The following is a 23,290-nucleotide window of genomic DNA, read 5'->3' as shown; positions in this document are numbered from 1 at the left end:
TAAACTTACACAGTAAAAGCTAACCGAAAATTTCGCGCGTATTATAGTTGAAAATAACGCTTTTGTTAACGTAAAAAGTCAAGTAATAACTTAACACAAGTGTCAGGTAAAAAGTGCTTGGATAATGAGGCAATACACGACACAATTGAAGACATGAATAAATACTATCCTTTTTCAATGAAATCAAAGTTAATTACTAAACTAAAGAGTAAGTTAGTGATTGATTTTAGCTCTCTACTATTGGTGATTTTTGTCACTATCTTATTAAGTGCCTGTGATAAAAAAAATGACTCTTCAGACTTATCTCGTATTTTGGCGAGAGGTTATATCAATGTAGGCACTATTTTTGGTCCGACAAACTATTACACCACCGCAAATGGCTTTGCTGGTTTCGAATATGAATTAGCCAAGAAATATGCAGATTCTCTCGATGTTGAATTGCGTATTATTCCAAGTTATAGCCTTAATGAGCTTTTTATTAAATTAAATACCGGTGAAGTTGATTTATTGGCAGCCGGTTTATCCAAAACTGAAAAACGGCTACAGCGTTTTCGCTTTTCGCCGAGTTATGAAACGATTAGCCAGAAGTTAGTGTATAAGCAAGGCAATGTACGGCCTAGAAAAGTGGCTGACTTAACCGGTAAGTTAATGGTTACTACGGGCTCTAGTTATGTGGAAAATCTGGAAAAGCTAAAACAAACGCACAGTGAGCTCACTTGGCAAGAAACCATTGAGTTTGATAGCGAAGAGCTAATGGCTAAAGTACTCAGCGGTGAAATCGATTATACGGTTATTGATAGTAATAACTTAGCAATAAATCGCAGTTATTACCCTGAAATAAGTATTGGTTTTAGTATAAAGAAACCAGAGCCTTTAGCTTGGATGATTAGTAAAAATAGCCATGACGATATCTTAGCAAGCTTGGTTGAATTTTTTGGTCAAGTACATCACGACGGTACTTTACTGGCGTTAGATGATAAGTATTATGGCCACATTGAACAATTTAATTATGTTGAAACCCGAACATTTATTAAAGCTGTAGCAAAAACGTTACCCAAATATCAAGCACTATTTGAAAAGTACGCCCAAGAGCTAGATTGGCGTTTATTGGCTGCTATTAGCTATCAAGAGTCACACTGGAATCCCACTGCGCGTTCTTACACAGGTGTTCGCGGTATGATGATGCTAACTCTTGCGACAGCGAAACAAATGGGCATCAAAAGCCGTTTAGATACCGAGCAAAGTATTCGTGGTGGCGCTAAATACTTTAAACGTATGATTGCTATGATGCCTGATAGAATACCAAGCCCTGATCGTACTTGGTTTGCTTTAGCTTCATATAATATTGGTTTTGGCCATTTAAACGATGCCAGGATTATCACACAGCGCCAAGGTGGCGATCCAGATCGTTGGGTCGAAGTTAAAACGCGTTTACCGTTATTGCAACAGAAGAAGTATTACAAAAATACCAAACATGGTTACGCGCGCGGTGAGGAGCCAGTGCATTACGTTGACAATATTCGCCGTTATTACGATACCTTAAGTTGGTTAGACGAAAAAGCAAAAGAGCAGGCCATTGCATTGGTGTTAGAGCAAAAAAAGGCACAAGCTTTATTGGCTGAAAGTGAGTTATTAAAAGCTGAGTTGATAATGGATGAGTCATTAAAGGATCTGCCCACTGTGCAAGAACCCAAAAGTACTATAAAGGAAGGTGAAGCTAAGATTGAAACGGTTCAATAAGTGTTAACTGTATACCCTAACACTTATTCGAAATTATTTGATTTTCAATGTCATAAAACTGTCACTATTGCAGACTATAGTGAGTACAACCTTAAAAAGACCATTGGAAATAGTTTACAATGAAAAGACCATTAAAAAGTAATCAACGTAGAAAACTGCTAAATCGTCAGCATCATAAAGTAACCACGCGTAGACAGTCACATTTTAACCAAACGATAAATGAACTCGTTGAAGCGCAGGCCACCAGTCAAATTAATAGATAATAGCAGTCTCATAGAGCTCAATTCTGAGTCTACTTGGATCAGAGGTCTGCAAAACGATTGGAGTTAGATGGCTGTATATCATTTAACTGAAATTGATTAAAACCCAATGTGCCATTTAGTGTCAAATCATCATGATTTTTATCGGGTAGTAGGTATTATGATTTACTTAACGTTCATGTCACATTATTTTCTGCTTTCAAGATAAAATATTCCATGAAGCTTTAGTATGCTAGCCAATAATAATAGCAGTCTCGTCGAGTTTATTTGATTGGTTATCTATTAACTGAAATTCATTGAAGCCTATGGTGATTATGTCGTCAGGATTTAATTTCTCACGGGTAACCTTTATGCCATTTAATTCAGTACCGTTAGTACTGGCAAGATCTTCTAAATAAGTAATCAATTGACCTTCAATAAAAGGGTCCAGCTCTGTTATTAATCGAGCATGTTTCGAGCTGACAGCAGCATCATTAATTTGAATGTCATTATCACTAGCGCGCCCTATATCTAAAGCCCCTTCGACTAACGGCCATTTATTAATGATTACATCTTCAACACTTAAGGCTAGATAAGCCATAAAAACTCCTAATTTAGTGATATTTTATTATTGTATTTATTTCTAATTAATTGCTTAAGTTGATTAAACCTACCGTAAGGTTATCTCTACTATTTTGGGTTATTGCTTGGCTCACCATGTCATGACAAACATCTTTTTTATCAGAAAATAGTGATAAATAGTTGCAAATTTCTTGCTCAGTTAAATAATCATGTAAACCATCGGTTGATAACATAACGGTATCACCACTATTTAGTACAATAGTTTTTGTCTCAACGGTTATCTTTTCTCGGACGCCAATAGCTTGCGAGAGTAAATTTTTTGTATTGGAGTTTTTAGCTGTTTCGGCGCTTATTGCACCTTTATTAACTAATTCTTGTAGCATGGTGTGATCAACGGTTTCTTGTACTAAGTTGCTATATTTTAAGCTATATGCCCGTGAGTCACCAATCCAGCCAAGATGGCAGTTATTATTTTCTATTACCATTAATACGCCCGTAGTACCCATACCTTGTTGGTCAATAGTCTTCCGTGCTTGGCTTAGGATTGCTATATTTGCAGCATTAAGCTGCTCTGAAATCCATGTTTGCCAATTAGCTTGGTGAGTTATGGATACTTTGTGCCACTCAGATTTTATATGGTCAACCAACATCTTACTAGCAACTTCACCAGCATTATGCCCACCCATACCGTCAGCAATTAGCATCCAAGCAACATCCAGCTCCTTATGAATGCCGTAACTTATGGCATCTTCATTATTTTTTCGAATTGCACCCTGGTGGCATAGGGATTTAATGTGATAATTCATAAGTGTTAACAGTTAATACCTTTATTTTATTCTGAAACATAACATGAAATGCATTTGCTCATTGTTTTTTCTATTAATTTGTCGTGACTTTAAAGTCTCTTTTAAGCGCATTAGTTAGTGCTAATTTAAATTCCGCCATTGATTGGTAACGTTTTTCTATATCTTTATGCATGGCTTTACTACAAATACGCTGAGCACTACTTGGTAACTTGCTATTAAGCTGATTGACAGCGACTGCTTTTGCTTTAGTTATTTGATAAGCAACGGTTGCAATAGATTCACCTTCAAAAGGTAAATGCCCACAAAGTAATTGATAGAAAGTCACACCTAAACTGAAAATATCACTGCGGCCATCTACTCTTAAGCCAAGTATTTGTTCCGGAGACATATAATAGGGACTACCCATGATAATACCGGTACGTGTTTTACTATTATCACTAACATAGGCTATGCCAAAATCAGTGACCGTAACTTTGAGTAAATCATCATCGTAAATAATGTTAGCTGGTTTGATATCTCGATGCACAACATTTTGATTATGGGCATAATCTAATGCATCGGTTATCTGGATTAATAATTGATAAACTAATGGCACTGGTAATGTTTGTTCAGGCTGAGTAAATAGTGATAATGGTGCACCTGTGAGTAAATCCATGGCGATGTAACCTAGATTGTTTTCTTCACCAACGTCATAGATAGTTACTATGTTGGCGTGGCTTAAACCGCCAGCTGTTTGTGCCTCTCTAAAGAAACGTTCCTTCGCTTCACCAAACTCTGGAGAATCAATGTCGTCGCTTAACTGCAGTGTTTTTATAGCAACATGGCGGTTTATTTTAGGGTCAACACCCTGATAAACAATGCCCATCGCGCCTTTACCTAAAATCCCCTCTACTTGATAACGGCCAAAGTTATCAACAGTTAAGTGGTGTTTTATTGAGTTGTTACTCTGAACTTGTTTATCAAGTATTACTAATGTTTGCTCAAAACCCTCCATTATACTTGATTCGCCTTTAGTCATGGTAGCACTTGATATATCTTGTGCGGGCTTTGTTTTCTCTTGGGCTTGGCTTAATAGGGAATGGACAGGCTTTTGTGCGGTATTACTCTTTTTAGTTGCGATTTTTTTAGGTTTTCCCATCACGTCAATGGTTAAAGAGTTATTATCTAATTGACCTAGTTGCTCATTTACCGCGGCTAAAAGTAAATGACATTCTTTATGGTAAGCCAAAAATAATAGCCATGATCCCATTAACAAAAATATGAGCTGGAAAACCTCAAGCCATTGCTGCTGTCTGAACATTAAATATTGAATGATGAATAAAACTAAACAGTAACTTATGATAGCAATTAATTGTTGCTTAAAGGTCAGCTGACTTATAAACCAAACCAAAGTTAAACCTAGGCCGGTCAAAGCCCAACATAATAAAATAGTACTTATATCTTGAGTTAGATAATCACCTTTGATCAACTTATCAAGCAATGGCTGCAACAATTCATGCTGACTTAGTTTATTATCAGTAATGATAATTATTTTCTGTTTATCTGGTGAGTTGTAATCTAGTTCAAAAAACTGCTTAACCGAAATTAATGGAAGAGTACTTTTATCAAACTTACTTAAGCGGGTCTGCTGGACTTGGCTATATTGGTAAGTCTCACCAGAGGTGAATATATCACCAAAAAAACCTAATTTTAGCTTTTGAGGAATTTGGGTGTTTTGTTCGTTAGCTAAGTTTAATTGCCAATTTTTATTGAAAGTAAGCTCATTGTTTTTACTCAATTGCTTTAATATTTCACTAGGTAAAGTTAAGTAGGTGCCCCCTTGTTGCTGCCACAATAAAGAGAAACTTTGTGACTGATTGATTATGAAGGGTGTATAAATTAAGTGCTTTGAACTTACTTGTTCTATCTCATTTTTCGAAGAATACCTAAACCAATCTAGAGTGCCGCTGAATAACATAGGCGATGGTGATTTTAATGCCGGCTCGGATGAATTATTTTTAGAAGCTATGATGATTTTATTATTTCTAGGATTTTTTGATAAATAACGTTCAAGTTGACTAGTAAAATGACTTGAGGGCTCGCCAAGTAAGGTGACTTGACTTTCTTGGTGATCTGACAAAAGTGATACTATCGTGTCCAACTGTGAATCGTCAAAGGTGGAGTATAGGGTTAATATATCAGGTGATTCGAACGCAGAGTTATTTGATAATACCTGATTTTGAGTCGTTTTAGCTAGGGCGTTAATATTTAGTTGATTTATTTGCTTTAAACCACCATTAGCAACTAACCAAAAGCTCGACCCCCAGAATAATAGCAGTAGATAAAACCAACCCGTATGATAAATGGGCAGAATACGTTGAATCATGTGTAGTGAAAACCTTTAGCTATTTTTTAGTATTATTATGTCGCTGTCGTTACGCCCCTATTATTACCTTAATACACTTGGTATATCAAATTTAAGCGAATAAATTCAGAGTAAATCCAGCATAAAGTAGTGGTAAATAATGATTCAGCCGGACTTAATCATTTTACTTGTTTATTATTTGACTCAACTTTTGATCAGTTTTTCATGCAATACATCTTTTAATTCATGTTCAAGTTCTTGATAAGCTAATTGCATGGACTGAAATAACTGCTCTGTTTTAGCTTGAGTAAGTGGAGGATATTTTACATACTGATTAAAGTCTTTGGTATATTGGAGTAAAGCAGCAGCATTTAAATTTGCCGACATACCTTGGATTTTATGACTTATTTCATGGAGCTCTTTATTGTTTTGTTGGCTAACACTTCTTGCTAAAGCACTCAGTTGTTTCGGCGTTTCTTCAATAAATAATGCGATGAGTTTATGTTGAATATCCTCATTATTATTTAAACGTTTACTAAATTCACTTCTTTGCCAAATAGATGGTTGTTCATTGTCTTCTACAAGTAAAGTTATATCGCTAGCAGCAGTAACTTCTTCTGCAGCTATAGTTGTAACTTGCACAAGTTTTTTTTCTGGTGGGGGGATAGCTTCACCTAAAGTCGATAACTCAGTGTACTGTAGTAATTTTTCTTTAAGTTTGACTGGCTCGATGGGTTTACTTAAATAATCAGTCATGCCCGAAGCTAGACATTTTTCCCTATCTCCTTTCATCGCATTGGCTGTCATAGCGATGATCGTTATCCGTTTATTTTCATTACCAGCCTCTCCTTGCCTGATAGCTGCTGTAGCTTGGTAGCCATCCATTTCAGGCATTTGACAGTCCATCAATACTATATCGTAGGGGTTATTACCTTCTGTAGATTTTAAGCGGCTTAATGCCTCTAAGCCATTAACAGCAATATCAGGAATAATGTCAAACTCAGCTAAAATATGCTTAGCTACATCTTGATTGATTCTGTTATCTTCCACTAGTAATAATCGACATTGGCTTATGTCTTTATTGCAATTTTTTTCGTCAGCAGGTCCTAGCTCTTTTAAATAATGGTGAGTGATAAGGGGTAATTCATGCGGAGGAGTACCCATTTCAGATAAACACAAATTTAAGGTTTTAAATAAGTCTTTGGTTATAGCCGGTTTGGGGAAGTAAGCGGCAAAACCTAAGCTAGCGAAGTAACTTGCGTCGCCACGGGATGCCATCGAAGTCATCATGACTAATTTAATATCTTTGAGCTCTTGACTGCTTTTGACATTTTTTGCCAATTCTGCACCGTCCATATGAGGCATGTACATATCAAAAAAAGCCATTTGTATGTTGGGTTGATTACTATTAAGCGCATTACTTTCAAGGAGCTCTAAGGCTGCTGTCCCGCTATCGGCTTCATAAACAATTGCTCCCCAATGCTCTAATTGAGCTTTTAATACTAGGCGGTTAGTCGCGTTATCATCAACGACTAACATAGCAATATTTGTTATATCTACATTAGGTAAAACAATCTTTGCTTGCTCACTTTTTGTCAAATTGATAGAAAAAGAGAAGGTAGACCCTGCACCGAAAGTACTGGTTACCTTAATATCACCTTGCATCAATTGACAGAGTTGTTTACAAATAGCAAGCCCTAGGCCTGTGCCACCGTATTTCCTAGTCGTAGATGCATCAACTTGAGTAAATGATTGAAATAAATTTGATATCTTATCATGGGGGATTCCTATGCCTGTATCACTAACACTGCAGTGCAAGATTAGCTGATTGGCCCTTGAGTCATTGATGGGCTCTTCTTCTATTAATTTTGCCGTGATGACTATTTCACCCTGCTCGGTAAATTTAATGGCATTACCGGTTAAGTTATTAAGAATCTGTCTGATCCTGCCGGGATCTCCTTTGACATGACTTTGTTGGATACCTCTATTATCTAATATTATTTCAATATTTTTTTCTTGGCTTTTTAAAGCAAGTGACTCGCTGAACTCGCCAAACAGTTTTCTTAAATCGAAGTCTATGATTTCTAAATCGAGTTTACCTGCTTCTACTTTAGAGAAGTCTAAAATATCGTTAATTAAACTCAGTAGGGCCTCTGCGCTAGAATTAGCTAGATCCACTCTATGCATCTGCTCTTCACTTAGATCATTTCTCAGTAGTAAACCAAGCATACCTAAAATTCCATTCATAGGCGTTCGTATTTCATGGCTCATACTGGCAAGAAACTCAGCTTTATGGCGAGCCGTATCTTCAGCTAATTCTTTCGCCGTAATATGCTCTTGTTCAACTACTTTTCGCTCGGTAATGTCAAAGTTAACGCCCGTCATCTGTACGGCATTGCCTTGACTATCCAATTTCACCAAAGCCATGGCTTTTATATGCTTAATTTCACCTTCAGGTGTTATTATCCTAAATTCATAATCAAAATTTGTTTTCTTTTCAATTGCATCAATAACCGCTTGGTTGGCTGATTCCAAATCCTCAGGATGCACTGAATTTTGCCAATCTGCGAGCTTATTAGTAAAGTCGGCCGTAGATGTTTCATATATTTTATGCATCCACTTATCCCAAGTAAGCTTCTCATTGGCTATTTCATATTGCCAAATGCCAATACCTGCAGCATCTGTTGCTAGGCTGACTCTTTCGTTTACCTCCATTAAAATGCGCTGGTGTTGCTCTTGCTCTAATTCAAGCAGTTCTTCTTTTGAAATATCTCGAATAATACCGGTAAAGACTATACCTTGTTCACTGGTAACTTTTGAAATGGATAAATGAATAGAAAAAATTTCACCTGATTTATTCTGAGCTTTGAGCTTTCTACCTACACCCATAATATGAGCTATGCCAGTTGCCTCATCTTTATTCAGGTTGCCACTGTGTTTTGAGTTCTTCTGTATTGGAATTAAAGTACGAATGTTTTGATTAAGGGCTTCGGTCTCACTATAGCCAAACATCTCTTGAGCAGCTTGGTTAAAAGTAATAATACCGCCTTGTTCATCCATGGTGATGAAACCTTCAGCGGCACTGGAGAAAATAGCCTTTATTTGTTCCGAACTTTGTTTTGCTAGTAATGCAGAGTGCTGTTGTTCACCTAGAGCAAATTGCATTCTGGTAAATAGATTACTAAAACTGCGAGCAAGTACACCTATTTCGGTGCTACTTTCGATGGGTAGTGTGCTTAAGGTATTAGATTTTTCGTAGTTTTCTATACTATCTGTTATTTGTTGTAATGGTGTGGCAATCCTCCTAGCGGCAACTGTTGCTATTGCTAACGCGACTAAAGCCAAGGCACTACCTAATAATAAACTACGCATTCGGTAAGCCGCTAACGTTTGCTCCATTTCTGTGCTGTCTTTTAGTACCAATAAATTGAGTTGATGAATGTTATCGAAGCGATTCAAATTTACTTGTTGATAATGACCAAGAAACTTATGTTCATCAATAGTGAGGCTCTCTACTCGATGTTCCGTTAATTTTTGCCTAAAAACTGTTTGTAACTCAGGAAATTCATTTTGTATTAAATAACGATGGTCTAGGTTGAAACCAAAAGTTTTACTATTGTCAGGGTGTGAAACAAAGTCGCCTTCTTCATTGGTTAAATAAAAAGATAATTGACTCAACTCTCTGGTTTTTAGTTGAGCAATAAAGTCGCCAAAGTTAATATTTATAACAATAAGGCCAAAAACATTTCCTGTAGAGGGGTGGTAAATAGGCGTTGCTACTCGTAATACCGGCTTATGAGGTTGCTCAATTCTACCGTAATTTTTAGCTAACTCTATTTTAGAGAAATATACCTGCCCGGGGTCTTTATCAATAGTGGCTTGAAAATACGGCCTAGTAGATTTTTGCTGTAAACGAGAGCTTGGTATCACTATACTTTGACTGTCGTTGCGGACATTAATTAATTCCTGACCGTTATTGGCGATACCTATATAGCGAATTTGATAATAAAATGATTTATTAATGAGGAATTCACTGAATGTTTGCTCAATGCGGCTTTTCCACAGCAGTTCATCACTTTCAGTAAGAGAGTCAATAACGCCTTGTACGCCAGGCGTACGGCTTAAAAAGAGAATGTCAGAATTAGCTTGGCTGTAAAGTTGTGCAATCATAGGCTCAACTAGGTTACTTTCAATGGCTATTTCATTACTTGTCTGTTCTGTTAACAAACGCTCAGTCTCAAAATAAAATAAAAAGCTCACTAAAGTGGCAACACTTAATACTAAAATAAAAGCGGCAATAGGTACTTGCATACTAATAGAATGTCGAGCATGGCCCACGTCTAATAACTCACTTTGCAATTGTGTATTGTCGGTTTTATCTTGGCAGGAATTCATTAGTGGTTGTCTGGTAGGGCTTAATTCAGGCGCTGATTTATTTATTGACGTTGCTTTTAGATCAAAAAGTAAACCTAAAAAGGCGCAACCATAAGCGAGTATTTTCAAACTATGGGCGATATTAAAGTGGTTGTCGAACAAGGCAACTGAACCAAATGCCATATGAATTTGGGTAGTGACTTCAGGGATAACACTGAGTAATAAGCCATACTTGGCGATTGTTGGGAATTGTCTATACAAATTGATGAATAAGCTGCCGGCAAAGACAAATAAACCTAACGGTAATACGTCATATGGGCGAGTGATCAGGGCATTCCTAAACATGGTTTGCGGTAGGTTAGTACTATTAGCTGCGATGTGTACTAAGACATAAGCCAGAGTGATAAAACAAAGTCCGATAATAAGTATGGCTCGGTAATCATTTTTACTCTTTGTTTGTACGTATTCAATATTATGTACTTTGTCAGCTTTGTCAGCTTTGTCAGCTTTTTGCTGCCTTGCATAAAGCATAAAAGATATCAGAGTTCCGGTGATCATAATACAAGCATTGAATATTCGTGAAAAAGCCCAAGTAAAAGGAATGAAGTCGGTATTTGCAGCTTGTGCTGAAATAATCCGGGTGGCAGCTAAGGTGTGAAAAGCATCCACTGAGCCAGCACAAAAAATTGCCATGCCCATTATTGGGATAGCAACATCTTTATGGATCCGATAATGCACTAATGCCAGAATGAAAGTCAGTACAGCTAGAATCACTGCGGACCACTCTAATAATGTGTGGTGAAGCGCTCCGGCAAGCGCATAAAACAAGTGATTAGCTTCGATAGCTTGATTGGTGTTCAGTGCTGTTATATTGGAAGAGAAATCGAGTCCAATAAAGTTGAGTAGGCTAGGTAATAAACACAAGACTAACACTATGATTAAAAATACTTTTTTGTTACTGTCAAAAAAATCAGCATTCGTGTTTGGTTTAGTTAATTGTAGAGCGTGAGTATCTTTGGGATTATTAGACAAATAAGCCGACATAGGAGTCTTTCCATGAGCCAAGTACAGCGTTAATAGCTTATTAATTTGTTAATTTTTTAATATGAATAAAAGAAGAAAATTAACATCACTAAATAAGAAGAGTACTTATAAGTTAGCACAGCGTTCAATATTCGCCATCAATTTGCTACTATTTCTAGTAACAATGTTTACCGGTTTTATTTGCTGTTAAAGGGAGGTTTTTTTAGCCGCTTGTTTAGCTTGTTTCTTTTCTTTTCTACGTCGTTTAAAAAAAGAAGATAATAGTTGGCTACACTCTTCTTGTAAATTACCTGATTGAACTTCTATTTGGTGATTCAGTTGTGGGCTGTTCACTAAATTAAAAGCACTGCCTGCCGCGCCTGTTTTAAGATCACTACAAGCATAGACTAAACGCTTTATTCGGCTATGCACTAATAAACCAGCACACATAGGGCAGGGCTCAAGAGTTACATATAGAGTGCAATCAAGTAGTCGGTAGTTATTAAGGAAGTCCCCTGCTGCTCTGATAGCATTCATTTCAGCATGACTAGAAGGGTCATTAAGCATGATGGACTGATTAAAGCCCTCGCCAATGATTTTATCTTGATAAACGACTACTGCACCAACTGGTATTTCATCATGCAACTCGGCTTGTTGTGCTAACTCAATAGCTCTTTTCATGAAGGTTATATCAAGTAGAGCCTGCTCTTCAGTGACTAGTGCTGGCTCTGAGCTTATTGATGATTTCATTACAAGAATAACTCCAACAAATCATTTAAGTACCTTTGTCCTGTTTTAGTAACCAACCAATGTTCTTCATTATTTATCACCTGACAAGCCATAAGGTTCTTTTTTTTAGCTTCTTCAAGTTTAGGTAAAACGGCGTTTATTTTTAGGCCGGTACTTGTTTGGAATTGCTTGACACTAAATGATTTATGCAACCTTAATTGGTTCATCATAAATTCAAAAGGGCGATCACTTTCATCAACTTCTGTCAATTGATCTAAAAAGTCACGGTTCACATCTAAATATCCCTTAGGATGTTTCACTTTAACCGTGCGCATAATTTTTTGTGTTTCACTATCTGTAATCTTGCCATGAGCGCCGCAGCCGATACCAAGATAATCGCCATATTGCCAATAATTTAAATTATGTTGACATTGATAACCAGATTTAGCGTACGCTGAAATTTCATATTGCTGGTAACCAGCGGCATTGAGTAACTTAACTCCTTGGTCTTGGATTTCCCATAAAATATCATCTACAGGCAATTTAGGTGGTTTTGAGTGAAAAATGGTATTTGGCTCAATGGTTAGCTGATACCAAGAAATATGATTAGGGTTTAGGCTGATGGCCGTTTTTAGATCGTCAAGGGCATTATCAATTGATTGGTTAGGTAAGCCGTGCATGAGATCTAAATTAAAACTTGTCACGCCACTTTCAGTTGCTAATTTTGCTGCGGTTTTCGCTTGGTTGCTATCATGGATTCGACCAAGCTTAATTAACTTATCAGAAGAAAAACTTTGCACGCCGATAGAAAGCCGACTAACTCCGGCATTGAAAAAACCAATAAACTTATCAGCTTCAACCGTACCAGGATTCGCTTCTAGGGTAATCTCTATATCGTCTTTGTGATCAAAGCGATTGAGTACTTGTTGTAACAAGCTCTTAATCGATTGTGCCGAAAATAAACTGGGTGTGCCACCACCAATAAAAATTGAGTGTAAGGAGCGCTCGGTTAATTGAAAGCGAGTAATATCGGCATCTAAATCAGCAATTAATGCGCTTACATAGTCTTGCTCAGGAATCGAACTTTTAACAGCATGAGAATTGAAATCACAATAGGGGCACTTCTCCACACACCATGGAATATGAATATAAAGGGAAAGAGGCTGGTTTTCTAACATATTTAACATACCTAACAGTAAGCACTGGGCTCAAAATAACGTTTACTTCGAAGTTTTACTAAGTTTTTCAACTAATTTAGCTAGTGCTTGACCGCGGTGACTTAACTTGTTTTTTACTTCCCGTGGTAATTGCGCAGAAGACATTTGTAAATCGTTTTGCCAAAAAATAGGATCGTACCCAAAGCCCTGTTCGCCTTGTTTGTCTCTGGAAATAGTCCCTTGCCAGACACCGTGACAAATAAGTGGTGTTGGATCATTTTCATGTTTCATATAAACCAATACACAGTGAAATCGAGCTGTTCGTTGTTCATCTGGAGTATTAGCTAATGCTGCAAGCAGCTTATTGGTATTATCGTCATCGGTAAGTTCACCTTGGGTTATATCTGCTGCGTAGCGAGCGGAATATACGCCGGGCGCACCATTTAAGGCATCAACTTCTAAGCCTGAATCATCGGCAATTGCAGGTAAACCTGTGATTTTGGCGGCATGACGGGCTTTAATAATGGCATTTTCGACAAAGGTAGTGCCTGTTTCAGCAACTTCAGGCACGTCAAATTCACTTTGTGGCACAATCTCAATATTTTGCTCACTTAATAAGTGCGACAACTCTTTAACTTTGCCTTGATTTCCTGTGGCTAATACAACTTTTGACATGATGACTACCTGTGGTTATTACGGTTTATGCTACTTTTATGATGGGCTTTCTATCGACGCTATTCTACCTTAGCGAGGTGGCTTTGGCTAAAATTAACGATAAAAAAAAGAGCTATATAAGCTCTTTTGGTTTGCTCGAATATCGCTCATGACATTCTAAGTGGCCACTTCTTTATACGAAATGGTGCGAAGCTAATCAACATAAAAAATTTGGGAAAACTTTAGTTGTTGTTTTTCTTTGCCATCATTGATCATTATATCAAAATGAAGTGTTTCTTCATTGTTATAGCTAACCTGAGCAAGGTAATAAATAGCATTACCCTCTTTGACTTCTTTAAAGTCTAACTCTTTAAATTGTCCAAGGTTGTTTTTAGCTTTACCGGTAATGCTAACCGTTTTCGCTGGGTTGTCTTGTTGGCTATTATCTAATACAGAAATATTGATTAAACCATTATATCTACTACGAGTAATGCCATAAACCTTGGCAATTTCTGGAGTGAAAAAAGTCGAGCCAATAGCCATGTAATGAACATTCATAGAGCCTAATTTTTTCATGTTTTCAGCGCTAGCGCTGGTCATCACAAACAAACTAAGGCTAAGTGCGATAAGTAGTTTGATGATTGAAGCTTTCATGTTGTTCTCCAAAAAAATCACGTAGGGTTTGGAACTGTTCCATTATATTCTTTTATTATAGAACAGCCGCCCAAAAAGGTCAGTAACGCTGAAAAATATATCAAGGTACGATTTTACAAAGCGCCCCAATATGGTAGTGAATTTGATAATAAGATATTAATCACATTCATCGCTAAAAAAGCTACCAACATTGATAAATCTAAACCGCCCAAATTTGGAATTATTTTACGAATTGGACGTAAAAATGGGTCTGTTAACTGGCTAAGAACCATCAAAGTAGCATTGTAGCCTTGTACTACCCAACTCATAATAGCCATCACGATCATAATTATAAACAGTAAGAAACCAGCTTGTTTTAATAAAACTAATAGGCCAATGTAAAACGCTAAAACTCCTAGGCTTTCTCCGGATAGAGCTGCCAAAGTGACAAACTTTAAGGTAGCTACAACATAGGCAATTACCACTGTAGCTAAGTCTAATCCACCCAGTCCAGGAATAATTCGACGTAGTGGCACCACTAAAGGGTTACTCACTTTAACAATAAATTGGCTTAAGGGATTATAAAAATCAGCTTTAACCCATTGTAACCACACACGTATGATTAAGATCATTAACAAAGCGTCGAAGGCGAATCTAAGCAAATAAATAACTGCTTCCATTGGTTTTCCTCTAATAAATTAAATATGTTGTATAGAAATGAATTATTTAGCCATTTCTTCTGCACGTGCTATTGCAGCAAGCATAGCGTTTTTCACCATTGCTTCGATACCATCAAGCTTAAATTGCTCTATCGCAGCGTGTGTTGTGCCATTTTTTGAGGTGACATTAGCGCGTAACGTACTAATCGCATCATCACTCTGTTCGACCATTTGCGCTGCACCAAGGGCGGTTTGCTGAACTAATATGCGACTTTCTTGGGCAGAAAATCCCAATTGTAATGCTTGCTTTTCCATCGCTTCCATAAACAAGAAAAAGTAGGCGGGTGCAGAGCCTGCAACCGCGATAATATCATTAATCTTGCCCTCGGCGGCAAGCCAGATTATTTTCCCCACCGCAGTCATGAGTTTCTCAGCAGTGGCCTTTTGTTCAATACTTACTTCTTTCGAGGCAAATAAACCACTCATTCCTAAGCCGAGTTGCGCTGGGGTATTTGGCATAACACGAACGACAGGGGGAGTATTAACAGCGTTACTTGATGATAAGGCAAGTTGAATTTGTTTAACTGTTGCTCCTGCAGCTACTGAGATAAAAAGTTTACCGGAAATATTTATCGCTTGGCTTATTTTCTGGCAAACCTCTGCAATAAAGTGTGGTTTAACACAAAGCACGATCACTTCGGCAAACTCGCTGGCCTTGTTATTATCATCCGTTTGTAAAACACCAAATTCTTGTGCTAATTTTAACCTTTTTTCTGCTGAGGGATTAGCCACCATTATGTTTTGTGCTGAAACGCCAGAGCTGATTAAGCCAGTTATAATCGCACGTGCCATATTACCAGCACCAATAAATGCAATTTTTTTCATAGAGAAGATCCTAAAAATTAAGTTTTATTTGTTCGAGATCCAAAAATGGCGGTACCGATTCTCACCATAGTGGAACCGTGGGCGACAGCCTGTTCTAAATCATTAGACATGCCTAAAGAAAGCGTATCGACACTAGGGTATTGTTTTTTTAATTGTTCAAATAACAGCTGCATCTTTTCATAACAGGCACTGTTAGCATTTTTCTCAGGAACAGCCATTAAACCTCGTAAGGTAAGTTTATCACAGTTATTGATGACTTTAGCGAGTGTGAAAACTTCACTTACATCAATACCAGACTTTGACTCTTCATTGCTAATATTCACTTGTAAACAAATGTTTAGCGGAGTATCGTGGCAATCATCGTCTTGGATATGTTGATTCAGGCGTAGCGCAATTTTCTCTCTATCAACACTATGAACCCAAGAGAAATTACTGGCAATTAGTTTGGTCTTATTTGATTGAATAGGACCAATAAAGTGCCAAGTTAATTCAGGTAAATGTGCTAGCTGCGTTATTTTTTCTACCGCTTCTTGCAGATAATTTTCACCAAAATCTTTTTGTCCAGCTAAGTAGGCCTGTTCAATCAGTGTCGCAGGTTTAGTTTTACTGACAGCTAAAAGCGATACGGGTGATGAGTTTTCTAACAATGGCTTTGGTAATTCAGTAACAGGAATTAATCGAGCACTTTGTTGGCAAGCCTGCTGAATTTGGGCTTTAATTTTATCAATATTATCTTTAATATTTATCATGGGAAATTATAGTGAACTGTTTTAACTTATCTTATTTTCTGGTTAGTATAACCTAATAAATTATTACCGATAAAAGATAAAATTATTATTTTTTATCATCCTATAAAAAGAGGCTTTTATGGATATTACCGAACTTCTAGCATTTAGTGTGCAGCATGACGCATCAGATTTACATTTATCAACGGGCACACCGCCGTCTATTCGTGTCGACGGCGATGTACGTAAACTCAATATCCCAGCTTTTGATGCTAAAGATGTTAATGCGCTTGTGTATGACATTATGAATGATCGCCAGCGTAAAGAGTATGAAGAAAATTTAGAAGTCGATTTCTCTTTTGAAGTGCCTAATTTAGCACGGTTTAGGGTAAATGCATTTAATCAAAATCGCGGCCCAGCTGCCGTATTTCGTACTATCCCAAGTAAAATACTTTCACTTGATGATTTAGGTTGTCCTGATATATTTCGTGAGATTTCAGACACACCACGTGGCTTAGTTTTGGTTACGGGACCAACAGGGTCGGGTAAATCGACCACCTTAGCAGCCATGGTTGATTATATTAACGATAATAAACACGATCATATTCTCACCATCGAAGATCCAATAGAATTTGTTCATGAAACTAAAAAGTGTCTTATCAACCAACGAGAAGTACATCGTGATACGTTAAGCTTTTCTGCGGCATTGCGCTCGGCCCTACGTGAAGACCCCGATGTTATCCTTGTTGGTGAAATGCGTGATTTAGAAACGATTCGTTTGGCGATGACTGCAGCTGAAACTGGCCATTTAGTGTTTGGCACCTTACATACTACCTCAGCGCCAAAAACTATTGACCGTATTATTGATGTATTTCCAGGTGAAGAAAAATCTATGGTTCGCTCTATGCTGTCGGAGTCACTTCGTGCAGTGATCTCACAAACACTCATTAAAAGAGTGGGTGGTGGTCGTGTTGCAGCTCATGAAATAATGATTGGAGTGCCTGCTATTCGTAACCTTATTCGTGAGGATAAAATTGCCCAAATGTACTCAGCAATACAAACGGGTATGCAGCATGGCATGCAAACTATGGATCAATGTCTGCAAAACCTTGTTAATCGAGGCATCATTACCAAACAAAATGCCATGGAAAAAGCGGTCGATAAAAACCAGTTCTCTGGCTTTTAATGGTTAGCATTTTGCTTGAATATGAAAGAAAGGATATTAAATGAGACTTCATGAATTATTAGAACGGATGGTAAAACAAGATGCCTCTGATATGTTCGTTACCGCCAAATTACCCGTAAGCGCTAAAATAAATGGTGATTTGCAACCGATAGATGATGGGGCATTAACTGCTGAAGAGTCGTTGTCGCTAGTATATGACGCCATGAATGAAAAGCAAAAGAAGCAATTTGATACTGAAAAAGAATGTAACTTTGCTATTGAAATTGAAGGTATTGGTCGTTTTCGTATCTCAGCTTTTTGGCAACGTGATATGGCAGGTATGGTTGCCCGACGTATTGTTACAGATATACCCGACGTCGATGACTTAGGATTACCACCTATTCTGAAAGATGTCATTATGTCTAAGCGTGGTTTAGTACTGTTTGTCGGTGGTACTGGTACCGGTAAATCGACATCGATGGCATCATTAATTGGCTATCGTAACCGAAATTCCAGTGGTCATATTCTTACCATTGAAGATCCGGTAGAATTTGTTCATGAGCACGGAAAAAGCATGATCACCCAACGTGAGGTTGGTTTAGATACTGAATCTTTTGATGCGGCGTTGCAAAGTTCATTACGCCAAGCCCCAGATGTTATCTTGATTGGTGAAATCCGTAATCAGGAGATTATGGAGCATGCCTTAAGTTTTGCTGAAACAGGTCATTTATGTATAGCGACTCTGCATGCTAATAATGCCAACCAAGCAATTGATCGTATTATGCATTTAGTACCAGCGGATCAACATGGTAAATTGTTATTTGATTTGGCTTTGAACCTACGCGGAATTATTGCTCAGCAACTGGTACCAACGCAAGATGGCCATAGCCGTGTTGCGGCCATTGAGATTTTACTTAACTCACCTTATGTTAGTGAGCTCATCAAAAAAGGTGATATAGGCAGCATTAAAGAGGTTATGGAAAAATCTAATGAGTTGGGCATGCAAACGTTCGATCAGGCTTTATTCAATCACTACCAAAAAGGCATGATCACCTATGCCGATGCATTACATCATGCTGATTCCCCGAATGATTTACGCTTAATGATTAAATTACGCAGTAATGAGCAGGGGGGTACAGGTGGGCTATCAGGGGTAACATTGGATGGTTTTGAACCCGTAGATGATTAATCGATATTCAAAATGACGGGTTTACCTAGCACTCAAGTTGATATTTACATATTCATTTAAGTTAATATTAACTCTTCACTTTGATGAAGCTGTAGTGAATTTATATTCACTACAGCTAGCTTAAGCAATGAAAGTCATTATTGTTTATTACCAGGCTGTGAAGTATTACCCACATAATAATAAATGGTCCAAGTTGTCGAAAATAAACCTGAAGTGGGGACTAAATGTGTTGAAAATGTTACTTTCTCACTAGGTTTAGCATTGTGGTTGGTAAAGCTTGCTTTCATGCCGTCATCATGATTTCTCTTACTTTCTTGCAATTGCCATTCATCACCTAAACATTCTTGAGTAATTCGTTTAGCATTTTGATAATAGCTTTTTCCGGTATCTTCATTAGGTGCTACTAACCTACAAGAATAGGAATGTTGCTCCCCTCCCCATGAAAAGACTTGGCAGTTTTCACCAAAAAGCTGATATTTAGCTTTCCACATATTACTTACCCGACCACCCACTTTAATTTCTTTTATTTGAGAAAAGTCATCATGATAAGCTGTTTTTAATAACTCGAGCTTAGTGCACGCGTTCGTTGTGGGCATAATGTTTGAGGATATTTTAGTATTTTGATTAACGCAGCCAGCCAAAAAAATGCTGGAAAAGATAAGGGTATATTTTGTAACTATTTTCATAAAACTATATCAGCCTGACGTAAAATTTTAAGTTGAAAATCTCTTAGCTATGATGGTACAGAGTTTTATTACTTATTTCTAGCTAAGCAAGCGCTGTATTTCATAGTGATTATCATCATATTAAACTGAATTTATCTGTATATGATAGTAAAAAGAGTTATGTTTTTAGTGAGTTAAATAGCTTAAAATATTGTTATTAATTTTCCATTTATTACAAATACATAGATTAAACTCATGATGTCCATCGCCCCCTTAAACAAAGAAGCAGTAGAATTTATACAAAGTAATATTGACAACAAAACTAAGCCCTTAGGTGCTTTAGGGGCACTTGAACCTTTGGCTTTGCAACTCGCTTTGATTACTAAGCAAAGATATCAAAAAAGCTCAGGCCTTAGTACTGATAGCTCTGAACTCAGTCAATTTAGTGCAAGTAATGATTCAAGCAAATGCCAGATCAGTATAAAAAAGCCAAGCATGTTGGTATTTGCTGGCGATCATGGCATCAATGTAGAGAACCTTAGTATTGCGCCTAGTGCAGTCACTAAACAAATGGTGCTCAACTTTTTACAAGGTGGAGCGGCAATCAATTGTTTTTGTCAAAGCAATGATATAACGCTTAATGTGATTGATTGCGGCATATTAGAACCAGTAAGCCAGGGCGAAATTTCACAACCAAAGCATAATCAATTGAATGTCGTGAAGCTTTATCAACAGCGACTAGGAGCTGGAACCAATAACTTTTCAGTTGAAGCTGCTATGACACTTGAACAGTTGAAACAGGGCTTTGAACAGACAAATAAACTTATTGAAGACCAAGTTAAGCAAGGTGTTGAGTTAATATTACTTGGTGAAATGGGCATCGCCAATACCAGCTCATCTGCAGCTTTAATGTCTGCACTCACTTCTCTTAGTGCCAGTGAATGTGTTGGTCGTGGCACAGGGATCACAGATGAGCAATTGGCAAAAAAGGTTGCCTTAATTGAAAGGGCATTACAACGAGTTAATCTATCCGATCGTCAAGCTGAGAGTTTGAATCAAGATGAGGTTTTAAACTTACTGGCAGAGTTAGGCGGTTTTGAAATCGTGCAGATGGTTGCTGCTATCTTATCTGCGGCAGCTTTAAGTACACCTATCGTTATTGATGGTTTCATTGTTAGTGTCGCCGCACTCGTTGCATTTCGTTTAGATAAAGAGGTTGCTAATTACCTTATATTTTCCCATGTCTCCCAAGAAAAAGCACACCAAATATTACTTGAAGAACTTCTGGCGGCTCAAACTTTTACTGACCTTAGCAGCCAACCATTATTGAACTTAGGTCTTCGTCTTGGTGAGGGCACAGGTGCAGCACTCGCTTTACCGCTGATAAAAGCCGCAGCAAGCTTTTATAATAATATGGCCAGTTTCGAAAGTGCTGGAGTTAGCGTTGACTAAGCCGATAAAAGAGATGTCAACAGGGCAGTTAACACAACAGCTATTTGAAAAGTTAAAAGCTCAGCTAAATTTATTTTATTTGGCATTAAGTTTTTTTACCCGTATTCCAGTGCCCAAAACAATGTTTTATTCAGAGGCCTTACTCAGTAGATCTAACCAGTATTTCTCCTTAGTAGGCTTAGTTATAGGTTTGCTGTTAGCGTTAAGTTACGCCAGTTTCAGTGCCTTTGTACCCATCAATATCGCTATCTTGTTAGTGATGGGCGTGAGTTTGTTATTGACGGGCGCTTTTCATGAAGATGGTTTAGCAGACATGGCCGATGGTATAGGTGGTGCATTTGCTATAGAAAAACGGCTAAGCATAATGAAAGATAGTCGTATTGGCACTTATGGTGCAGTGACCTTAATAATAGCTTTGTTGTTAAAGTTTACATTGTTAGTCGAGCTAGCTAAACAAGATAGTAATCACTTACTTCTTGCTATTGTATTAGCTGAATGTTTATCTAGAGCTATTGCTGGCAGTTTAATTTCATCCATGCCTTATGTTTGTGATTCTGAGCACAGTAAAAGTAAACCTTTAGCCCAAGCACAGTCTTCATCAGAGCTAAGTATTTTACTTTTGATTGGCATATCTCCATTAATATTTTATAGCAGTGAAGTTATCCTCTGCTTGGTGTTAATTTTATTTGTCTTTCGCAGACTATTTAAACAATGGCTTTTGGCTAAGATAGGCGGCTTCACTGGTGATTGTTTAGGTGCGGCTCAACAAATTTCTCAGTTGCTGATTTATTTAACACTCGTTTCCTTTGCCAATAAAGATATCTTATCGGGAGTTGTAGGATGATTCATTTTGTATTAGGGGGGGCTCGCTCGGGTAAGTCGCGATTTGCGGAGCAACAAGTATTAGACTTGGCGATAAATATCAATAAAAAACCGGTCTACCTTGCTACTGCAACAGCCATTGATGCTGAGATGGATAATAGAATAATAAAACATCAAAGTGATAGAGGTGATAGTTGGCAATTAATTGAATGCCCAGTAGCGCTTGCTGAAAAACTGATTGAACTTGATAACAATAATGTCTATTTATTGGACTGCTTAACTTTGTGGTTGAACAATCAACTTTATGCTGTACACGAGGCAAGCAATGCTGAGCGAGGTCAACACTTACAAATCGAGATAGATAAACTAATAGTGAGTTTGCTATCACTAAATGTCGATATTATTATCGTTAGTAATGAAATAGGTTTAGGTGTGGTGCCTATGGGCGAATCAACCCGTTTATATGTTGACTATTGTGGTTGGTTAAACCAGAAAGTTGCAGAAGTAGCCGATAAAGTTACCTTGGTAACGGCAGGTATTCCGCTACTTTTAAAACCAATGGCTAACAAAGATAATGCAGAGTAGAAAATAGCTTATCAAACTGAAATATTAGCTATATCACGGATAAATATTGAATTTTATGATTGAAATTGACCTAATAAGGCATGTTAAAGTCGCCGGTAAACCGGCTTTATATGGCCGTACTGATGTCCAGCCTATCGTTACAGAAAACGTTCATTTGCTTGAACGTTTAGTTGCCCAGCAAAAAACAAGTAAAGCCTATCAATGTATTATTAGTTCTCCTTTGATACGTTGTCAGCATCTAGCAAAAGAGTTTTCTCATCACTGTGAGATACCGTTAGAGATCTCACTAGGTTTACAAGAAATGAACTTCGGCTGCTTTGATGGAGTGCCATTTGATGACATTCCTTTTGGTGATGAGCCCTCTATTGCTACAGGTATTAGTGATATAAACGACCAGCGAATTGAGCTGCACTGGTCGCAGCTTGAAGCCTTTTTTCAGGCACCTGCTGAGATAATGTTACCTAATGCAGAGGCTTTGGCTGATTTTCACCATAGAGTAATAAAAACTTGGCAAGAACTAATAGCACAACATATTGTTATTTCCTCTGATAAAAAAGCACTGAAAATACCTCAACGAATTTTAGTTATCGCTCATGGCGGCGTTATTCGTATGATTTTAGCGCATATTCTGCAACTCGATTGGCAGCAAGCCAGTTGGCACCAAAAATTACAGATTGGCCATGGCAGCTTAACTCGAATTAACATTAGCCAGCCTTATCAAGATATAAACAGTAGCCAACAACAAACACTACCGGATCAATACAGCAGACAAGCAGCCCAACAACTGCATCAACAAGTGATGTGCATTGCTATGCCGTTGCTCGAAGGTTTTTAGAATGAAAATTAAAAAGAATAACGCTCC

20 protein-coding genes are annotated in these 23,290 nt (G+C 37.6%); 8 read left to right on the top strand and 12 right to left on the bottom strand.

The window, feature by feature from the left end; genetic code table 11:
- The first annotated feature begins 177 nt into the window (after positions 1–177).
- Together mltF and GAB14E_RS25065 are read left to right on the top strand one after the other, a co-directional pair.
- Complete coding sequence (gene mltF / locus GAB14E_RS0122615) at positions 178–1,740, top strand: membrane-bound lytic murein transglycosylase MltF (RefSeq protein ID WP_081967740.1); 1,563 nt, start codon at positions 178–180, stop codon at positions 1,738–1,740.
- A gap of 119 nt (positions 1,741–1,859) precedes the next feature.
- The gene (locus tag GAB14E_RS25065) at positions 1,860–2,003 is read left to right on the top strand and encodes a hypothetical protein (RefSeq protein WP_197061160.1); all 144 of its coding nucleotides are present in this window, start codon (positions 1,860–1,862) and stop codon (positions 2,001–2,003) included.
- 229 nt (positions 2,004–2,232) lie between these two features.
- On the opposite strand, the gene GAB14E_RS17030 is transcribed toward GAB14E_RS25065, so the two are convergent.
- The 11 genes from GAB14E_RS17030 to GAB14E_RS17070 form a co-directional block, all read right to left on the bottom strand.
- Positions 2,233–2,580: an FHA domain-containing protein gene (locus GAB14E_RS17030; RefSeq protein WP_033081225.1), complete on the bottom strand. Its 348-nt coding sequence runs from the start codon at positions 2,578–2,580 to the stop codon at positions 2,233–2,235.
- 46 nt (positions 2,581–2,626) lie between these two features.
- A complete protein-coding gene (locus tag GAB14E_RS17035) occupies positions 2,627–3,367 on the bottom strand; it encodes a PP2C family protein-serine/threonine phosphatase (protein WP_033081224.1) in 741 nt (246 codons plus the stop codon).
- 73 nt (positions 3,368–3,440) lie between these two features.
- On the bottom strand, positions 3,441–5,732 hold the full coding sequence (locus tag GAB14E_RS23930) for a serine/threonine-protein kinase (RefSeq protein ID WP_052093505.1): 2,292 nt from the start codon (positions 5,730–5,732) through the stop codon (positions 3,441–3,443).
- A gap of 183 nt (positions 5,733–5,915) precedes the next feature.
- The gene (locus tag GAB14E_RS23925; protein ID WP_052093504.1) at positions 5,916–11,129 is read right to left on the bottom strand and encodes a response regulator; all 5,214 of its coding nucleotides are present in this window, start codon (positions 11,127–11,129) and stop codon (positions 5,916–5,918) included.
- Positions 11,130–11,315: 186 nt separating this feature from the next.
- A complete protein-coding gene (gene tadA / locus GAB14E_RS17040) occupies positions 11,316–11,858 on the bottom strand; it encodes a tRNA adenosine(34) deaminase TadA (protein ID WP_052093503.1) in 543 nt (180 codons plus the stop codon).
- Positions 11,858–13,015 carry a radical SAM family heme chaperone HemW gene (gene hemW / locus GAB14E_RS17045; RefSeq protein ID WP_033081223.1) on the bottom strand — a complete coding sequence of 386 codons (1,158 nt, stop codon included), beginning with the start codon at positions 13,013–13,015 and terminating at the stop codon, positions 11,858–11,860. The genes tadA and hemW overlap by 1 nt, the downstream gene beginning before the upstream one ends.
- A 42-nt stretch (positions 13,016–13,057) precedes the next feature.
- Positions 13,058–13,672 (bottom strand): RdgB/HAM1 family non-canonical purine NTP pyrophosphatase, encoded by a 615-nt coding sequence (gene rdgB, locus GAB14E_RS17050; protein ID WP_197061162.1) that lies wholly within the window; start codon positions 13,670–13,672, stop codon positions 13,058–13,060.
- 189 nt (positions 13,673–13,861) lie between these two features.
- A complete protein-coding gene (locus tag GAB14E_RS17055; RefSeq protein WP_052093502.1) occupies positions 13,862–14,302 on the bottom strand; it encodes a DUF4426 domain-containing protein in 441 nt (146 codons plus the stop codon).
- A 113-nt stretch (positions 14,303–14,415) separates the two neighbouring features.
- Positions 14,416–14,961 carry a YggT family protein gene (locus GAB14E_RS17060; RefSeq protein WP_033081221.1) on the bottom strand — a complete coding sequence of 182 codons (546 nt, stop codon included), beginning with the start codon at positions 14,959–14,961 and terminating at the stop codon, positions 14,416–14,418.
- 42 nt (positions 14,962–15,003) lie between these two features.
- Complete coding sequence (proC, locus tag GAB14E_RS17065; RefSeq protein ID WP_331386594.1) at positions 15,004–15,843, bottom strand: pyrroline-5-carboxylate reductase; 840 nt, start codon at positions 15,841–15,843, stop codon at positions 15,004–15,006.
- Positions 15,843–16,574, bottom strand: coding sequence for a YggS family pyridoxal phosphate-dependent enzyme (locus GAB14E_RS17070; RefSeq protein ID WP_081967731.1), 732 nt, complete (start codon positions 16,572–16,574; stop codon positions 15,843–15,845). Before GAB14E_RS17070 ends, proC begins: the two co-directional genes overlap by 1 nt.
- A 118-nt stretch (positions 16,575–16,692) precedes the next feature.
- Between GAB14E_RS17070 and GAB14E_RS17075 the strand changes: the two genes are divergently transcribed.
- Positions 16,693–17,736 carry a type IV pilus twitching motility protein PilT gene (locus GAB14E_RS17075; RefSeq protein ID WP_033081219.1) on the top strand — a complete coding sequence of 348 codons (1,044 nt, stop codon included), beginning with the start codon at positions 16,693–16,695 and terminating at the stop codon, positions 17,734–17,736.
- Between the two features lie 40 nt (positions 17,737–17,776).
- On the top strand, positions 17,777–18,904 hold the full coding sequence (locus GAB14E_RS17080) for a PilT/PilU family type 4a pilus ATPase (protein WP_033081218.1): 1,128 nt from the start codon (positions 17,777–17,779) through the stop codon (positions 18,902–18,904).
- 137 nt (positions 18,905–19,041) lie between these two features.
- Here GAB14E_RS17080 and GAB14E_RS17085 read toward each other — a convergent pair whose 3' ends face one another.
- The gene (locus GAB14E_RS17085; RefSeq protein WP_033081217.1) at positions 19,042–19,590 is read right to left on the bottom strand and encodes a hypothetical protein; all 549 of its coding nucleotides are present in this window, start codon (positions 19,588–19,590) and stop codon (positions 19,042–19,044) included.
- A 234-nt stretch (positions 19,591–19,824) separates the two neighbouring features.
- Between GAB14E_RS17085 and cobT the strand changes: the two genes are divergently transcribed.
- Genes cobT through GAB14E_RS17105 form a run of 4 tightly spaced genes read left to right on the top strand, consistent with a single transcriptional unit; the run spans position 19,825 to position 23,263 of the window.
- Complete coding sequence (gene cobT, locus GAB14E_RS17090; RefSeq protein WP_052093501.1) at positions 19,825–21,021, top strand: nicotinate-nucleotide--dimethylbenzimidazole phosphoribosyltransferase; 1,197 nt, start codon at positions 19,825–19,827, stop codon at positions 21,019–21,021.
- Positions 21,014–21,865, top strand: a complete 852-nt coding sequence (locus GAB14E_RS17095) for an adenosylcobinamide-GDP ribazoletransferase (RefSeq protein ID WP_231561994.1) — start codon at positions 21,014–21,016, stop codon at positions 21,863–21,865. The genes cobT and GAB14E_RS17095 overlap by 8 nt, the downstream gene beginning before the upstream one ends.
- A complete protein-coding gene (cobU, locus tag GAB14E_RS17100) occupies positions 21,862–22,428 on the top strand; it encodes a bifunctional adenosylcobinamide kinase/adenosylcobinamide-phosphate guanylyltransferase (RefSeq protein ID WP_033081216.1) in 567 nt (188 codons plus the stop codon). Before GAB14E_RS17095 ends, cobU begins: the two co-directional genes overlap by 4 nt.
- A 55-nt stretch (positions 22,429–22,483) precedes the next feature.
- Positions 22,484–23,263, top strand: coding sequence for a histidine phosphatase family protein (locus tag GAB14E_RS17105; protein WP_033081215.1), 780 nt, complete (start codon positions 22,484–22,486; stop codon positions 23,261–23,263).
- Positions 23,264–23,290: the final 27 nt, after the last annotated feature.

The sequence above is a fragment of the Colwellia psychrerythraea genome (genome assembly GCF_000764185.1).
Classification (GTDB): Bacteria; Pseudomonadota; Gammaproteobacteria; order Enterobacterales; family Alteromonadaceae; genus Colwellia; species Colwellia psychrerythraea_B.
The sequence above is the reverse complement of the archived record's forward strand: the minus strand, read 5'-3'. Positions and strand labels throughout refer to the sequence as shown.

Excerpts from the sequence above, each read along its gene's own strand:
- mltF (WP_081967740.1), top strand. The coding sequence starts at position 178 with ATGAAATCAAAGTTAATTACTAAACTAAAGAGTAAGTTAGTGATTGAT.
- GAB14E_RS25065 (WP_197061160.1), top strand. The coding sequence starts at position 1,860 with ATGAAAAGACCATTAAAAAGTAATCAACGTAGAAAACTGCTAAATCGT.
- GAB14E_RS17030 (WP_033081225.1), bottom strand. The coding sequence starts at position 2,580 with ATGGCTTATCTAGCCTTAAGTGTTGAAGATGTAATCATTAATAAATGG.
- GAB14E_RS17035 (WP_033081224.1), bottom strand. The coding sequence starts at position 3,367 with ATGAATTATCACATTAAATCCCTATGCCACCAGGGTGCAATTCGAAAA.
- GAB14E_RS23930 (WP_052093505.1), bottom strand. The coding sequence starts at position 5,732 with ATGATTCAACGTATTCTGCCCATTTATCATACGGGTTGGTTTTATCTA.
- GAB14E_RS23925 (WP_052093504.1), bottom strand. The coding sequence starts at position 11,129 with ATGTCGGCTTATTTGTCTAATAATCCCAAAGATACTCACGCTCTACAA.
- tadA (WP_052093503.1), bottom strand. The coding sequence starts at position 11,858 with ATGAAATCATCAATAAGCTCAGAGCCAGCACTAGTCACTGAAGAGCAG.
- hemW (WP_033081223.1), bottom strand. The coding sequence starts at position 13,015 with ATGTTAGAAAACCAGCCTCTTTCCCTTTATATTCATATTCCATGGTGT.
- GAB14E_RS17055 (WP_052093502.1), bottom strand. The coding sequence starts at position 14,302 with ATGAAAGCTTCAATCATCAAACTACTTATCGCACTTAGCCTTAGTTTG.
- GAB14E_RS17060 (WP_033081221.1), bottom strand. The coding sequence starts at position 14,961 with ATGGAAGCAGTTATTTATTTGCTTAGATTCGCCTTCGACGCTTTGTTA.
- GAB14E_RS17070 (WP_081967731.1), bottom strand. The coding sequence starts at position 16,574 with ATGATAAATATTAAAGATAATATTGATAAAATTAAAGCCCAAATTCAG.
- GAB14E_RS17075 (WP_033081219.1), top strand. The coding sequence starts at position 16,693 with ATGGATATTACCGAACTTCTAGCATTTAGTGTGCAGCATGACGCATCA.
- GAB14E_RS17080 (WP_033081218.1), top strand. The coding sequence starts at position 17,777 with ATGAGACTTCATGAATTATTAGAACGGATGGTAAAACAAGATGCCTCT.
- GAB14E_RS17085 (WP_033081217.1), bottom strand. The coding sequence starts at position 19,590 with ATGAAAATAGTTACAAAATATACCCTTATCTTTTCCAGCATTTTTTTG.
- cobT (WP_052093501.1), top strand. The coding sequence starts at position 19,825 with ATGATGTCCATCGCCCCCTTAAACAAAGAAGCAGTAGAATTTATACAA.
- cobU (WP_033081216.1), top strand. The coding sequence starts at position 21,862 with ATGATTCATTTTGTATTAGGGGGGGCTCGCTCGGGTAAGTCGCGATTT.
- GAB14E_RS17105 (WP_033081215.1), top strand. The coding sequence starts at position 22,484 with ATGATTGAAATTGACCTAATAAGGCATGTTAAAGTCGCCGGTAAACCG.